The organism is Rathayibacter sp. VKM Ac-2879, assembly GCF_015351245.1.
Taxonomy (GTDB): Bacteria; Actinomycetota; Actinomycetes; order Actinomycetales; family Microbacteriaceae; genus Rathayibacter.
Genome location: NZ_JADKSO010000003.1, coordinates 305,822 through 320,829, shown reverse-complemented (window position 1 = coordinate 320,829; position 15,008 = coordinate 305,822). Strand labels below are relative to the sequence as shown.

Here is a 15,008-nt window from a genome sequence, read left to right as displayed (position 1 = left end):
CATGACTCCCCCCGAGAAGCTCAAGCTCGTCGACTCCGTCCAGGCCATCAACTGGAACCGGATCCAGGACGACAAGGACGTCGAGGTGTGGAACCGCCTCACGAGCAACTTCTGGCTGCCCGAGAAGGTTCCGCTCTCCAACGACATCCAGTCGTGGAACACGCTGACCCACGAGGAGCAGCAGCTCACGATGCGCGTGTTCACGGGCCTGACGCTCCTCGACACCGTGCAGGGCACCGTCGGGGCCGTCTCGCTCATCCCCGATGCGCTGACTCCCCACGAGGAGGCCGTCTACACGAACATCGCGTTCATGGAGTCGGTGCACGCCAAGTCGTACTCCTCCGTGTTCTCGACGCTGTCGAACACGCAGGACATCGACGAGGCGTTCCGCTGGTCGGTCGAGAACCCGAACCTGCAGAAGAAGGCCTCCATCGTGATGGACTACTACCGCGGTGACGACCCCCTGAAGCGCAAGGTCGCCTCCACCCTGCTGGAGTCGTTCCTGTTCTACTCGGGCTTCTACCTGCCGATGTATTGGTCCTCGCGCGCCAAGCTCACCAATACCGCCGATCTCGTGCGCCTCATCATCCGCGACGAGGCCGTGCACGGCTACTACATCGGCTACAAGTTCCAGAAGGGGCTCGAGCTGGTCGACCAGGCCAAGCGCGACGAGATCAAGGACTACACGTTCTCGCTGCTCTACGAGCTCTACGACAACGAGGCGCAGTACACGCAGGACCTCTACGACCAGCTCGGCCTGACCGAGGATGTCAAGAAGTTCCTGCACTACAACGCCAACAAGGCCTTGATGAACCTCGGCTACGAGCCGATGTTCCCCAAGCAGGTCACCGACGTGAACCCCGCGATCCTGTCGGCCCTCTCGCCCAACGCCGACGAGAACCACGACTTCTTCTCGGGCTCCGGCTCCTCCTACGTGATCGGCAAGGCCGTGAACACCGAGGACGAGGACTGGGACTTCTAGCGATACTCCGATCCGTTGCGAAAGGCCCCTCCGCCTCCGGGTGAGGGGCCTTTCGTGACCAATGGGTCAGAGCGCCAGGCGCATCACGACGCGCGGGAACCCGTTCAGCACGGAGGTCGTGTCGGCCGCCCACGAGAAGCCCGCGCGCTCGAAGAGGGCGCGCGTGCCGACATAGGCCATCGTCTGCTCGACCTTCGCGCCGGCGTTGTCGACGGGGTAGCCCTCGATCGCCGGAGCGCCGTGAGCGCGAGCGAAGTCGACGGCACCGGCGAGCAGAGCGTGCGAGATCCCGCGCTTGCGGAAGCCGGGGCGGACGCGGATGCACCAGACGCTCCAGACGTCGAGGTCGTCGACGCGCGGGATGCGGCGGTTCTTCGCATAGCTCGTGTCGGCTCTCGGGTGCACGGCCGCCCAGCCGGCCACGTCGTCGCCGTCGTAGGCGAGGACGCCGGGAGGCGGGTCCTCGGCGACGAGCTCGCGCATCCGCTCGCCGCGGGCCGGGCCCCGCAGTGCGTTGTTCTCGGTCGAGGAGAGCAGGCGGTAGCTGAGGCACCAGCACGAGCTCGCATCGGGGCGCTTCGGGCCGTTCATCGTCGCCAGATCGTCGAAGTCGGTGGCGGGTCGCACCTCGATGGTCATGCCGGCAGCCTTCCACCGTTCCACCGGGCGGACAAGCGTTCACAACGTAGGAAGAACCTCGGAGAATCCGCTCCGATCCGCTTGAGCGGTGTCGGTTGACCGCATTCTTCCTACGTTGTGAACATCTCGACTCGATTCACCACTCCGGCGCATGAATCGCACCAGCACCCGCTGTTGGACGCCATCCAGGCACCCGGCCTAGCGTGGACGAGGTATCCAACGAAGGAGCACTCCCTTGAAGCACGTCCCCCTCGGCGCCTCCGGCCTCGACTCCCCGAACGTCGTCCTCGGCGTCATGCGCATCCCCGACATGACCGACGACGCCATCCGCGACCTCGTCCGCACTGCCCGCGACTCCGGCATCGACTTCTTCGATCACGCCGACGTCTACGGCAATTCGCTGCACCAGTGCGAGGAGCGCTTCGCCGAGGCGCTCGCGCTCACGCCGAGCGAGCGCGCCGAGATCGTGCTGCAGACCAAGGCCGGCATCGTCGGCGACGGCCCGTACTTCGACTTCTCGTACGAGCACCTGATTGAGTCTGTCGAGGGGTCGCTGAAGGCGCTTCGCACCGACTACATCGACGTGCTCCTGCTGCACCGGCCCGACGCGCTGGTCGAGCCCGATGAGGTGGCGCGCGCGTTCGACGAGCTGCACGCGGCCGGCAAGGTGAAGCACTTCGGAGTCTCGAACCAGACGCCGTACCAGATCGAGCTGCTGAAGAAGTCACTGAACCAGCCGATCGTCGCCAACCAGCTGCAGCTCTCGATCACGCACTCGCCGATGATCGCGCAGGGCGTCGCTTCGAACATGCTCGCCGAGGACCAGTCGACGATGCGCGATGCGGGCATCCTCGACTACTGCCGCCTGAACGACATCACCGTGCAGGCCTGGTCGCCGTTCCAGAGCGGGTTCTTCACCGGCGTCTTCCTCGACAATCCCGAGTTCGCCGACCTCAACGCGGTCATCGACCGGCTCGCGAAGCAGTACGACGTGCCCGCGCTCGCGATCGCGACGGCGTGGATCACCCGCCACCCGGCAAAGATGCAGGTCGTGCTCGGCACCACCAACGCCCAGCGCGTCCGCGAGGCAGCCCTCGGCTCCGACATCCCTCTGACGCGCCCGGAGTGGTACGAGCTGTTCCGCGCGGCCGGACACATCGTCCCCTAGAGCTCCCACCCCGGAGAAGACGCGCGTCGGCGCACAGGGAGGCACGGACCGGACAGGGCCCGTGCCTCCTTCCCGTCTCCGGGTCGCTCCGGCATCAGCCGAGCGTCGGAAGGTCCGGAATCGGGGGCGCCGGAGGCATCTCGAGCGGTGTGATGGGGAGCTCGGTGTAGCCGGGGGACTCCGTCTCTCCCGAGGGCTCGTCGAGGCTCGTCTCGCCCTCGGAGCTCCCGCCTCTGCTCGCGCGGTCTGCGCATCGCGGACCACCACGATCTGATCGGCACGAGGAAGCTGCCGTCCTTCGGCCAGAGCGATGTCGTCCACGTGCTCCAGCTCCACGGCCAGAAGTCGATCAGTCGTCAGGTGATTTGTGAGCGAGCTTCTCCGCCACGAGCGCTGCGACCGAGGGGAAGTCGTTCACGACAGTCAGCCACAGGCGATTCCGGTCGACGACGTCGTAGTGGTGAACGACGAAGTCGCGGTTCCGCGCCGCGAGCGACCAGAGCGGCTCGGAGAAGCGAGCCGGGTCGTCGTTCATCAGCCGCTTAGAGATGTCGCCGATCCGGTTGGCGAGTGCCTCGAAGGCGAGTGGCAGTGCCGGGTCGGAGTCGAACGCATGCCGTCCCCTCGAGACGAGAAGTCGAGCATTCTCGCAATCGTCGGCGAGCAGTGACAGCCATCGCTCTGCGCGTCCCGTCACAGAGAGACCTCGTCCGCGAGAATGCTGTCGTCGCGGATGTCCCTCAGCCCGGACCTGAAAATCACGTCGACCGGATGGCCGAGTAGCGATTCAGCTTCGAGGGCGAACGCCGCCAGGGAGAAGTAGCTGATGTTCGCTTCAGCATCGACCACCAGGTCGATGTCGCTCGCATCGGTCGCCTGACCGCGGGCTACGGAGCCGAAGACCGAGACTCCGGTGATACCGGAGCGTGCCGCGAGGGCGAGGAGCTCTGCGCGGCGCGCTCGAATCGCGTCGAGGGTTGGCGCAGTAGTCCGTCGAGGTGCATGGTTCACCGTCAGACTGCTCATCCTCCGACCGTAACGACCCCGCGGCGAGGTGTACAGCGAGAAGCGTGGAGGCCGTCGGGAATAGGACGCCGCGCCCCGCGTTGGACTTGAGTGCAAGTGACTCAACTTTCCAGGAGGACAGGTGCCCGACAACTTCAGCGAGGCCGGATCGAGCTCGTTCGACGACTTCCTCGCTCGCTACCTCGAGGGCGAGCGAGCCCGCGCAGCGCGATCGATCGACCTCAGCCGCTTCCTCACCGCTCGCACTCAGAGCATCCTGCAGTCCGCAGGACGCTTCGCCCTCGAGCGCGGCCAGACCGAGCTCGACGCCCTGCACGTGCTGCGGGTCCTCGTCGATGACGAGGCCGTCTCGCAGGCCATTCGCCGCGTCGGCATCGACCCGGGCGCCATCGTGACGGCGACGGAGGCGCGCCTCCCTCAGGCCACCGAGTCCGGTGCCTCGCAGAACGCCGCGACTATCACGAACAGCGCCCAGCGTGCGCTGTTCCACGCCTATCAGGTCGCTCGCTCCAGCGGCTCGACCTACATCGATCCCGAGCACCTCTTCTTCGCGCTCGTGCTCGGTCAGGACGCCCCCGCGGGGCAGGTCCTCGCGCGCGCCGGTGTCACCGCCGAGGCTCTCACCCAGGGCATGCGTGAGGCCGAGGCGCCGCCGCAGCAGGAGCCGGCGCAGCGCGCCTCCGAGACCCCGTTGCTCGACAAGTTCGGCACCGACCTCACGGCCCTCGCCCGCGAGGGCCGACTCGATCCCGTGATCGGGCGCGCCGACGAGATCGAGCAGACCATCGAGATCCTCAGCCGCCGCACCAAGAACAACCCGGTGCTGGTCGGTGAGGCCGGCGTCGGCAAGACCGCGATCGTCGAGGGCCTGGCCCGCGCGATCGTGGCGGAGGAGGTCCCCGAGCAACTGCGCGGCAAGCGCGTCGTCTCGCTCGACCTCCCGGCCATGCTGGCGGGCACCCGCTACCGCGGCGACTTCGAGGAGCGTCTCACCGGAACCATGGACGAGATCGCCGCGCACGCGGGCGAGCTGATCGTCTTCGTCGACGAGGTTCACACCGTCGTCGGCGCGGGCGGAGGCGGGGAGGGCGGCATGGACGCGGGGAACATCCTCAAGCCCCGCCTCGCTCGCGGCGAGCTGCACCTCGTCGGTGCGACGACGCTCAAGGAGTACCGCACGATCGAGAAGGACCCGGCCCTCGAGCGCCGCTTCCAGCCCGTCCGCGTCGGCGAGCCGAGCGTCGAGGATGCCGTGGCGATCCTCCACGGCCTGCGCCCGGCGTACGAGGAGCACCACCGCGTGCGGTACACCGATGAAGCCCTCCGCGCCTCCGTCGAGCTCTCGGCCCGCTACCTCACCGACCGGGTGCTGCCCGACAAGGCGATCGACCTGATCGACCAGGCAGGGGCACGCCTCCGCCTGACACTCGGCACCGCGGCCGACACCGCCGCTCTTCTCGCGAAGCTGGCGACGCTGGAGGCCGACAAGAACGCCGCCGTCTCGGGCGAGCACTACGAGGAGGCGTCGCGACTGCGCGACGAGATCCTCGCCGTGCAGTCCGAGCTCGACGCCGCGACCGGGCACACGACTCCGGAGGCGGTCGTCGGCGAGACCGAGATCGCTGCGGTCATCGCCCGTGCCACCGGCATCCCGGTGTCGCGGCTGACCGAGGGGGAGCGCGACCGCCTCGCGCAGCTCGAGACCGAGCTGCACCAGCGCGTGATCGGCCAGGACGACGCGGTCACCGCGGTCGCCCGCGCCGTGCGCCGCAGCCGCACCGGGCTCGGCGACGCGTCGCGCCCGGTCGGGTCGTTCCTGTTCCTCGGCCCGACCGGAGTGGGCAAGACCGAGTTGGCGAAGACTCTCGCGGGCTCGCTCTTCGCCGACGAGCAGTCGGTGATCCGCTTCGACATGAGCGAGTTCGGTGAGCGCCACACGGTCTCCCGCCTGGTCGGTGCCCCTCCCGGGTACGTCGGCTACGACGAGGCGGGCCAGCTCACCGAGCGGGTGCGGCGGAACCCGTACTCCGTGATCCTCTTCGATGAGATCGAGAAGGCGCATCCCGACGTCTTCACCCTGCTGCTGCAGGTGCTCGACGACGGGCGTCTCACCGACGGTCAGGGCCGGACGGTCGACTTCCGCAACACGGTGATCATCATGACCTCGAACCTCGGGTCGGAGTTCCTCGCGTCGAGGTCGGGAGCGCTCGGCTTCGTCGCGCACAGCGACGACCGTGCCGAGGGCTTCGCCTCGGAGAAGGACCTGCGCGATCGCGTCATGGGTCGCCTCCGCGAGGCGATGCGGCCCGAGTTCCTGAACCGCATCGACGAGATCGTGCTGTTCCGCCGCCTCGGTCGTGAGCAGCTCCGCGAGATCGTCTCGATCGTGCTCGACGCGACCCGGGCCCGCCTCGCCCCGCGCGAGGTCTCGCTCGAGGTGACGGAGTCGGCGATCGACTGGCTGGCCGAGCACGGCTACGAGCCGCAGTACGGGGCGCGCCCGCTGCGCCGGCTCGTGCAGCGCTCGGTCGACGACCGCATCGCCGACCTGTTCGTCGCAGGCGAGGTGTCCGACGGAGGCGCGGTGCGCGTCGACGCGCTCGCCGGCGAGCTGGTCGTCACCTCCACCCTCCCCCTAGCCGCCTAGCGCGCCTCCCGCCCTCCCCCTCCGCCCCGCGAGATGCCACTTATGCGCACGACACGCCGTGTCGGGTGCGCATAAGTGGCATCTCGCGGGAGGGGGAAGTGCTTGCCGGGGAGCGGGCGGGGGGATAGACCGGGGGGACGAGAACCGGAGGCATGATGTCGAACCCGCGTTACTACGATCCGGTAGGCAAGGCTGTGCGGGCACTGCTCGTGCTCAGCCTCGTCTGCTTCGGGCTGGCCGTCGGCCTCTTCGCTCTCGACATCGTCACCCCCGGCACGATGAGCGACGCACGCCGGCCCTACGCCGATGCGAGCGGAACGCTGGCCTCCTTCGGGATCCTCGCGCTCATCGCCTATTTCGCGACGGTCGCGGTCGTCGGTGCCATCCGCGGCCGCGGCCAGTAGGCGGCACGACGCGTTCGGCCCGCAGGAATCCGTGGATTCCGCGGGCCGAACGTGTGACGAAGGCGGCGGGTCAGCAGACCCGGCGCGTCACGGGCACTTCTTGGCGGCGATCGCGACCTTCAGCGTCGCGGTGGGGGCGACGGAGGCGCCGCCCGCCGGATCCTGCCCAGTCACCCGCCCGTCGGCCGGTGCCTTGTCATCGGCGGTGCACTGCAGCGTGATGGCGGTGAAACCCGCCGCCGAGAACGCAGCCTTCGCCGCCTCCAGGTTTTGACCCGTGACATCGGGCACCTTCGTCTGACCGGCCGGATTCGGCTGTTCGGTCGCCTTCGGCTGTGGCCCGGAGCTGGCGAACACCGTGACGATCGAACCGGAGACGGCCGAACCGGACGGATCGGATCGCGTCACCGTGCCGGCCGGAGTGTCGCTGGCCTCGCTGGCGCCCTGCGCGAAGGTGAACCCGGCGGCCTCGAGCTTGGCCTTCGCGTCAGCGAGGGCGAGTCCGGTCACGTTGGGGATGTCGACCTTGGGCACGACCTGGAGCGAGCCGTTGGCTTCGGGGAACGCGTCTCCGCCGTAGCGAGAGTCCGCCGCACGCATCACGACGGGCCAGATCCTGTGGCGGGCAGTGGCGGCGGAGCCCGAATCGAAGGAATAGCGGCCGAGGCGGAGGTTGGCGTCACCCTGGATGTTGAAGACGCCGACTGCGGTCGCCACCTTTGTGCTCGCTCCGGTCATCCAAGTTGCCTTCGCGTCGTCCGTCGTGCCCGTCTTGCCGATCAGGGGGATCCCGTCACCGGTCCGCGACTCGTAGGCCGTGCCGCTCCCTGAGAAGGTCGACTGGAGCGCGATAGCGGCGGTTGCAGCGACATTGCGGTCGATCGACTGCCGGCAATTCGCCGAGGGGATCGGCTGCTCGGCGCCCGTCGCGTCGGTGATGCGATCGATGGCAACGGGGTCGCAGGTCGTACCGCCTGATGCAATGGTCGCGAATGCACCGGCCATAGAGAGCGGCGAGACCGAGTTGGTGCCGAGTACAGAGGACGGATTGTGCTCGAGTTCGAGACCACTGCCCTGCTGGACGCCCATCGTGACCGCGGTGTCGCGGATGGCGCAGAGGTCCAGTTCGCGAGCCATCCCCACGAATCCGGTGTTGAGAGACGTCCGCGTGAAGTCGACCGCGGTGCCGATCTGCCCGCTCCCACCCTCATCGTTCTTCGCACTGGTGCTGCCCTCGTAGACGGTTCCACCGTCCACGCAGGAGTCCCTGAATGTGCCCCAGATCGCCTTTCGGGTTCCGTCGACGGACTCGTTGATGCTGTGTCCCTCCTTGAGCCACTCGACCAGGGTGAAGAGCTTGTAGGTCGATCCTGGCTGGATGCCGGACGAGCCTCCGTACGCTTTGTCGGTGTTGAGGTTGATGGCGCTGTAGGAAGGGTCGGAGGTGAGGACGTCCGGATCCTGCGAGTAGTTCTTGTTCTGCGTCATCGCAAGGACGCGACCCGTACCGACCTCGACGCTGACCGAGACGGCGCCCACGTCGAAGTTCCATGTCTGCGGCACCTGGGCGTTGACGGCGTCGACTGCTGCGTTCTGCAGATCGACGTCGAGCGTCGTGTAGACGTCCTGTCCGCCGCGGCGGAAGTTCGACCAGCGGGTGTCCTCGTCGGCGCCGAAGATCTCGTTGTTCTTGAGGATGTTGGTGACGTAGTCGCAGAAGAAGCCGGCGTTGCCCGCGGTCGAGCACCCCGTGCTGGGCTGCGTGATCGCCGGTTCGACGGGAGTCGCGAGGGCCGCATCGTGGTCCTCCTGCGAGATCTTCCCCTCCTCGAGCATCTTGCCGATGATGTAGTCGCGGCGGTCCTTGTTGCGGGCGTAGCCGTTCGCCGCGCCGTTGTCGGGGTTGTCGGGCTGATCGAGCCGGAGGGCCGCGGGATTATTGACGATGGCGATGAGGCTCGCGGCCTGAGCGATCGAGAGGTTCGCGGCGGAGGTGTTGAAGTAGTAGTTCGCGGCGGTCTCGAGACCGTAGGTGGTGCCTCCGAAGAAGGCGATGTTGAGGTAGCCCTGGAGGATCTGGTCTTTCGTGTACTGCTTCTCGATGCCGATCGCGAGCTTCATCTCGCGCAGCTTGCGTTCCGGGGAGGTGCGCGTCGCCGCGTCGATCGCCGCGGCGCGCTCGGCCTCGTCGGTGATGTTGCGGACGGCCTTCTCGACGAGGACGTTCTTCACGTACTGCTGGGTGATCGAGGAGCCGCCCTGTGTGTCGTTGCCGAGCACATAGGTCTGCGCGACCGCGCGGAGGGTGCCGGGCAGATCGATGCCGCCGTGGTCGTAGAAGCGGGGGTCTTCGCCGGCGACGGTCGCGTCCTTCGCGAACTGCGACATCTTGTCGAGCGGCACCTCGGCGCGATTCTCGACGTAGAAGGAGGCGAGCAGCTGCGGCGAGCCGTCGGCGCGCGTCGCGTAGATGTTGGACTTCTCGGAGAGCTTGTCGACCTCGAGGTACTCGGGCAGTCCATCGAAGACGCCGATCGACTGGTTGGCGGCGACGCCTGCGAGGGCGACGGCGGGAGTCACGGTCGCCGTGACCAGGACTCCGGCCACGACGCTCATGCCCAGGAAGCCGACGGTCGCCTTGACCACGCCACCGATGGTCCTACTCTCGGACGCCAAACCTTCTCCTTCGCTGAATCCCCCCGAAACTCGCGACGGCCGTGGCCGACGCCCTGCACGCGTACCGCACCCAGGTCAATCCCGACAGACTAGCCTGACACCTCCCGAAGACGAAGGCCAGGCCAGAGCCCTGAACCGCCGCTGAACGCGACCCGAGCGCGACTGTTCTCCTAGGCCGACGCCATGGACACGCCCGCCGTCGATCCTCGTCCGGTCGACGCGAGCGAGCAGGAGGCGCCTCCCGCGGCGCCCGCCGGGCCGACCGGTGCGCTCTCCTATGCGCTCGGATTCCTCACGTTCGCCATCCCCTTCTTTGGCCTGATCATCGCCGGAATCGTGATGGCGGCGGTCTACCCCTCGGCGAGGAGGAAGGGTGGGCTCGCCGCCGAGAACGCCCGCTACGCCGCGAACTGGGGTCTCACGGTCGCGTCCGTCGGAGTCGTGCTTGTCGCCGCGCATGTGGTGCTGTTGCTCCTCGCGTCGGGCACTCCGCTCGCGAGGGGCTTCTCCCCCGTGGGTATCCCGATGACGATCTTCGCGGTGCTGTGGGTGGTCCACCTCGTGCTGATCATCGTCGGGCTCGTCCGCACCAACCAGCGGGTGGTGTTCCGCCCGCGCATCGCGATCCCGTTCTTCCGCGCCTGAGCGGGTAGGGCCTGCGTGCCGCCTGAGGTCCGACCCGTCTCCCGCAGGCCACTCGTTCGTCACGTCGATGTCGCCTGTGCGGCGTAGCGTGCGGCGCATGACCGGACTCCCCCTCCTCGCTACCGACGACGTGCAGCTGCGCTGGGCGCGACCCGAGGTCCTCGACTCGGCTCGCCACCGCATGCTCCGTCTCCTCACCCTCGCGGAGCGGCTGCGCTACGAGGCGACGAGCCGTCGCGAGGCCCGCGACAGTTTTCTGCTGGGCCGCGTGCTGGTGCGTGAGCTCGCCGCCGAGGCCCTCGACATCGACCCGCTCGAGGTCGTCGTCGAGGCGCGGTGCGAGCGTTGCGGCGGCCCCCACGGTCGGCCGCGGCTCGCGGGCGAGCACTCGGCGCTGGAGCGGATGCGCGTCAGCATCGCGCACTGCGAGGGCGCTGTGGTGGCCGTGCTGGCGACTGGACGCGACGTCGGCATCGACGCGGCGCGCACCCGGTCCGTCCGCGAGCGGGTCGCCTCCGGGGCCGCGACGGCGGAGGAGGTGCTGACCGAGCTGCGCACGCAGGCGGTCGCCAAGGCCGACGGCCGCGGCGCCTCCCTCGAGGAGGCGGTGCGCGTGCGCACACGAGAGGGCCGCACGGAGGCGTGGGTCGACGGCTCCTCGCGCTACTTCGCGATCTCGGAGCCGGTCGTGCACTCGGCGCTCGTGGTCTCGCTCGCGCTCGCCCGCGACTGACGCCACCGCCCGCCATGACGGCGGGGCGCGGGCCGGGCGAAACCGTTACTCGAAGAGCGACAGCGTGATCGTCGAGCGGTAGCCGCCGGGAACGACGTTCGGGTCGGTGAGCAGCAGCAGGTCGGCGCCGGCCGACCAGGAGCCGAGGCTGGTCGCCGCGCTGCCCTCGGTCGTGGTCAGAAGAACCGCGTCGCGCACGCCCGCGCCTCCCGCGAGATCGGGGGCGACGCTCGGTCCGGCCTCGACCGAGTCGGCGTCGCCGGCGAGCAGTCGGGGGGTCCAGCCGAGGTGCTCGCCGGAGAAGGTGCCGCTCGAGCCGGTGAAGTCGCTCGCCGAGGCGAGGACGTACCAGCCCGCCCCCGGAGCGACCGACGCCCGGGGGCGCGTGTCGGTGACGGAGACCCGGGGGAGCCCACCGACGAAGCGTCGCAGGAGCGCGGTCGAGTCGGACTCGGAGAGGTCGGTGCTCGCGCTGTCGACCGAGAGCGCGAGCACCCCGGGACCGACCGGCGGGTCGATGTCGACGTCGACGCCGACTCCGTCGGTGTCGTGCAGCACGGGGGCCGGGCTGGTGCCGGGATCGGTGCCCGGGTCGGTTCCTGGGCCCGTCCCCTGGCCCGCGCCAGGGTCGGTCGCGGTCGGAGTCGGCACTGCGGCCGGATCGCCGGTCTGCACCGTCTCGTCCGGCGAGTCGGCGCCGCGTGCCCCCTCGTGCTGCGGGGAGTCGTCCCTCGTCCAGGGTCCGAGCTCCGAGGTCGCTTCCGAAATGGGTGACCCCGTGGCGAGAGGTGTCGCCGTGGCGACGGGTGTCGAGGTCGGAACCGGCGCGGTGGCGGCCTCGGGCGCGAGCGCGATGGAGGCGAACATCACCGCGACCGCGACGGCGGCAGGCGGAACGAGCGCGGTCGCGGCAGAGCGAAGGGTGCGGGTCACGGTCGTTCCAGTTCTGCGGGCGGTGCAATGTGCCTGCTCGTGATTCCTAACAGTACCGGCGGCGGGGCGGCACCCCTCGGTCGGGTGCCATTCGCAGTTCGCGACATTGCCCTCGCCCTTTTCGGCCTCTAGTGTTCACGTTAACATCAGTCCGGGCTCTCCGGCACTGCACGGTCGTCAATGGAGAAACCATGCACAAGCCTGTCCCGCGGCCCCGCCGTGCCCTCTTTCGCGTGCTGGTGATGGCGGGCGTCGCCGCGCTGCTCGCCGTCCTCGTGCCGAGTCCCGCCTCCGCCGCCTCGGGCGACGACATCACGTCGGGCCTCATCGCCCGCTACAAGCTCGACGAGACCAGCGGCACGACCGCCGTCAACTCGGCTCCCGCCAGCCGGTTCGGCAACGGCGTCGTCGACGGCACGGCGTCGTGGGGCGGCGCGCAGGGCTTCTCGTTCTCGGGCGGCGCGAACGGGTCCGGCAACGCCATCCGGCTCCCCAACGACCTCAACGCGGGACTCACCTCGATCTCGGTCGACTTCGACGTGAAGATCGCGCCCGAGCAGGCGAACTACTACATGATCTACGCGATCGGCAATCGGGCCTCGGACGGAGCGGGGGAGCGCTACCTGTTCTCCTCCGGAGATTCGTTCCACACGGTCATCACGGCCGGCCGGCAGCAGCAGGAGATCAACATCCAGCCGTCCTCGAATGCCACCCTCCAGCGGGGCCTCTGGAAGCACGTCACCTACACCCAGACGGGAACGACCGGCATCCTCTACGAGGACGGCGTCGAGCGGGCGCGCAACACCTCGGTCACGACGGCGCCGTCGGCGCTGGGCACTACCGTGTTCAACTACCTCGGCCGCAGCACCTACCAGGCCGATCCGTCCTTCCAGGGGCGCCTGCGCGACTTCCGGATCTACGACAGGGCCCTGGCTCCGGCCGAGGTCACGACCCTCGCGACCGACGTGCTCCACGAGGCGGCGCAGACCGACGCGGCGGCCATCGACCTCGGCTCTCTCAGCTCGGTGACCGCACCGTTGACCCTCCCGTCGTCCGGCGCGAACGGCACCTCCATCACCTGGGCGACGAGCGACGCCTCCGTCGTCACCGCGACCGGAGCCGTGCAGCGCGGACCCGAGGGCAGCGCGCCCGCGTCGGCGGTCCTGACCGCGACCGTGCGGCGCGGAGGCGACACGGTGACGCGAGCCTTCACCGTGACCGTCGCTCCGCGGAACGACGCCGCCGACGCCGCGGCAGCGGCCGCGGCGATCGTGGTCCCGCACCTCGCCGATGTGCGCGAGAACCTGACGCTGCCCGCCACAGCCGGCGCCGGGACGGTGAGCTGGGTCTCCTCGGCCCCGGCCATGATCGCCTCCGACGGCCGCGTCACCCGCCCCGCCAACGGCCAGGCCGACGCCACCGTGCAGCTCGACGCGACCGTGAAGATCGGCACCGCCACTTCGACCCGCCGCTTCACCGCGACCGTGCGCGCGCTGCCGAAGGTCGAGGAGACCAAGGCGTACCTGTTCCCCTACTTCACCGGCGAGGGTAACGCCGAGGACGAGAAGGTGCGCTACGGCCTGTCGAAGGGCAACAACGCCCTCGACTGGACGACGGTGAACGACGACAAGCCGATCCTCTCCTCCACTCTGGGCGAGAAGGGTCTGCGCGACCCCTTCATCATGCGCTCGCCCCAGGGTGACCGCTTCTACCTCATCGCCACCGACCTCAACGCCTACCGCACGGGCCTCGACCAGTCGCAGGTCTTCGGCAGCCGCTACATGGAGGTGTGGGAGTCGACCGACCTCGTCAACTGGGGTCAGCAGCGCCACGTGCTCGTCTCGGCGCCCGAAGCCGGCAACACTTGGGCTCCGGAGGCGTACTACGACACCGCGACAGGCCAGTACATCGTCTACTGGGCCTCGAACCTCTACCCGAGCGGCGACACCTCCGTCGCCCGCGACGCCAACACGAGCTACAACCGGATGATGTACGCGACGACGCGCGACTTCGTCACCTTCTCTACTCCGAAGGTCTGGATCGACGACAAGCAGCCCGGCCAGGGCAACGGCACCATCGACTCCTCCATGATCAAGGAGGACGGCTGGGTCTACCGTTTCACCGTCACGGAGGGCTCGAACATCCCCCGCGTCGACCGCACGAAGGACATCACGGCCACGATCACGCCCGGCAACAACCCCTGGCTCGGTCAGGGCGCCGGCTCGGCGTGGGAGCCGCGGCAGAGCGCCGTCGGCTACGGCCAGACCTACACGGGCACCTCGGGGCGCCGGCTCACCTTCGACGAGGGCGAAGGCACGACGATGTTCCGCCCGAACCGCGGCGACGCGAACGGCGACACCGGGGTCTACGTGTTCATCGATCAGGCGCCGTACTACGGAGGCGACGGCTACGTGCCGTTCCACGCGAGCAGCATGGCCGCCGGCGACTGGACCCTGGTGCAGAACCGCAACCTGCCCGATTCCGCCCGCCACGGCACGGTGCTGCCGGTGACGACGGCCGAGTACGAGCGGATCCTCGCGGCCTACCAGCCCGACCGCCTCATCACGACGACCGATGTCGCCCTGACGACGACACCGGGAGTCCAGCCTGCGCTCCCCGCGACGGTCGCCGCGGTCCAGGGCGTGGGGACGGCCTCGCAGAAGGACCTCGGCGCGGCACCCGTCCGATGGGACTCGGTTGCCATCGGCGACGTGAAGGCAGGAGCGGTGCTCCGCGTCACCGGAGCGGTCGGTGACGGCGGACTCGTCACGGCGACCGTCACCGTGGTCGACTCCTCGTCGACGACCGTCGCCCCGCGATGCCTCGCGGGCAAGGTCTCGCTCGGCATCACGACCGTCAACCGCTCGGGAGCCCGTGCCACCATCGCTCTGACCAGTGCGTACGGCACGAAGACGTTCACCGATGTGGCTCCCGGCGCCTCCGTCTTCCACTCGTTCACGACGCGCACGGCGCAGCTCCCCGCGGGCAGCGTCAGCGTGAGCGTCACACCGGCGGGAGGCTCGGCGGTCACGAGCGCGACGGCGTACCCGGCGGCCACCTGCTGAGCATTCGGCCCCACTGAGGGCCCCGCGGCGCTCCTCCTCGAGGGCCCGCGGGGCCTTCTTGTGCGGCAGCGCCGAGGGAGGTGCGACAAG

Annotated in this window: 12 protein-coding genes; 7 read left to right on the top strand and 5 right to left on the bottom strand. The window is 69.0% G+C overall.

The features are described from left to right. Window position 1 precedes the first annotated feature (1 nt). Window positions 2-982 carry a class 1b ribonucleoside-diphosphate reductase subunit beta gene (gene nrdF / locus ITJ45_RS10385; protein WP_194609632.1) on the top strand — a complete coding sequence of 327 codons (981 nt, stop codon included), beginning with the start codon at window positions 2-4 and terminating at the stop codon, window positions 980-982. Between the two features lie 66 nt (window positions 983-1,048). On the opposite strand, the gene ITJ45_RS10380 is transcribed toward nrdF, so the two are convergent. Further along, the gene (locus tag ITJ45_RS10380) at window positions 1,049-1,621 is read right to left on the bottom strand and encodes a GNAT family N-acetyltransferase (RefSeq protein WP_194609630.1); all 573 of its coding nucleotides are present in this window, start codon (window positions 1,619-1,621) and stop codon (window positions 1,049-1,051) included. Between the two features lie 235 nt (window positions 1,622-1,856). Between ITJ45_RS10380 and ITJ45_RS10375 the strand changes: the two genes are divergently transcribed. Next, window positions 1,857-2,789 (top strand): aldo/keto reductase, encoded by a 933-nt coding sequence (locus tag ITJ45_RS10375; RefSeq protein WP_267238159.1) that lies wholly within the window; start codon window positions 1,857-1,859, stop codon window positions 2,787-2,789. 349 nt (window positions 2,790-3,138) lie between these two features. Here ITJ45_RS10375 and ITJ45_RS10370 read toward each other — a convergent pair whose 3' ends face one another. Next, window positions 3,139-3,486: a DUF86 domain-containing protein gene (locus ITJ45_RS10370; protein ID WP_194609628.1), complete on the bottom strand. Its 348-nt coding sequence runs from the start codon at window positions 3,484-3,486 to the stop codon at window positions 3,139-3,141. After that, on the bottom strand, window positions 3,483-3,815 hold the full coding sequence (locus ITJ45_RS10365; RefSeq protein ID WP_194609627.1) for a nucleotidyltransferase family protein: 333 nt from the start codon (window positions 3,813-3,815) through the stop codon (window positions 3,483-3,485). Before ITJ45_RS10365 ends, ITJ45_RS10370 begins: the two co-directional genes overlap by 4 nt. A 121-nt stretch (window positions 3,816-3,936) precedes the next feature. Here ITJ45_RS10365 and ITJ45_RS10360 point away from each other — a divergent pair, with 121 nt between their 5' ends. Together ITJ45_RS10360 and ITJ45_RS10355 are read left to right on the top strand one after the other, a co-directional pair. After that, complete coding sequence (locus ITJ45_RS10360) at window positions 3,937-6,462, top strand: ATP-dependent Clp protease ATP-binding subunit (RefSeq protein ID WP_194609625.1); 2,526 nt, start codon at window positions 3,937-3,939, stop codon at window positions 6,460-6,462. Window positions 6,463-6,614: 152 nt separating this feature from the next. Then, on the top strand, window positions 6,615-6,866 hold the full coding sequence (locus ITJ45_RS10355) for a hypothetical protein (protein ID WP_194609623.1): 252 nt from the start codon (window positions 6,615-6,617) through the stop codon (window positions 6,864-6,866). Window positions 6,867-6,953: 87 nt separating this feature from the next. Here the strand turns inward: ITJ45_RS10355 and ITJ45_RS10350 are convergent, their stop codons facing one another. Continuing rightward, window positions 6,954-9,512 carry a transglycosylase domain-containing protein gene (locus ITJ45_RS10350; protein WP_194609621.1) on the bottom strand — a complete coding sequence of 853 codons (2,559 nt, stop codon included), beginning with the start codon at window positions 9,510-9,512 and terminating at the stop codon, window positions 6,954-6,956. A gap of 213 nt (window positions 9,513-9,725) precedes the next feature. On the opposite strand from ITJ45_RS10350, the gene ITJ45_RS10345 reads away from it, so the two are divergent. Together ITJ45_RS10345 and ITJ45_RS10340 are read left to right on the top strand one after the other, a co-directional pair. Then, window positions 9,726-10,187: a DUF4870 domain-containing protein gene (locus ITJ45_RS10345; protein ID WP_194609619.1), complete on the top strand. Its 462-nt coding sequence runs from the start codon at window positions 9,726-9,728 to the stop codon at window positions 10,185-10,187. Between the two features lie 97 nt (window positions 10,188-10,284). After that, a complete protein-coding gene (locus tag ITJ45_RS10340; RefSeq protein ID WP_194609617.1) occupies window positions 10,285-10,920 on the top strand; it encodes a 4'-phosphopantetheinyl transferase family protein in 636 nt (211 codons plus the stop codon). 45 nt (window positions 10,921-10,965) lie between these two features. Here the strand turns inward: ITJ45_RS10340 and ITJ45_RS10335 are convergent, their stop codons facing one another. After that, on the bottom strand, window positions 10,966-11,853 hold the full coding sequence (locus ITJ45_RS10335; protein ID WP_194609615.1) for a hypothetical protein: 888 nt from the start codon (window positions 11,851-11,853) through the stop codon (window positions 10,966-10,968). Window positions 11,854-12,044: 191 nt separating this feature from the next. Here ITJ45_RS10335 and ITJ45_RS10330 point away from each other — a divergent pair, with 191 nt between their 5' ends. Continuing rightward, on the top strand, window positions 12,045-14,918 hold the full coding sequence (locus tag ITJ45_RS10330) for an immunoglobulin-like domain-containing protein (protein ID WP_194609613.1): 2,874 nt from the start codon (window positions 12,045-12,047) through the stop codon (window positions 14,916-14,918). Window positions 14,919-15,008 lie beyond the last annotated feature (90 nt).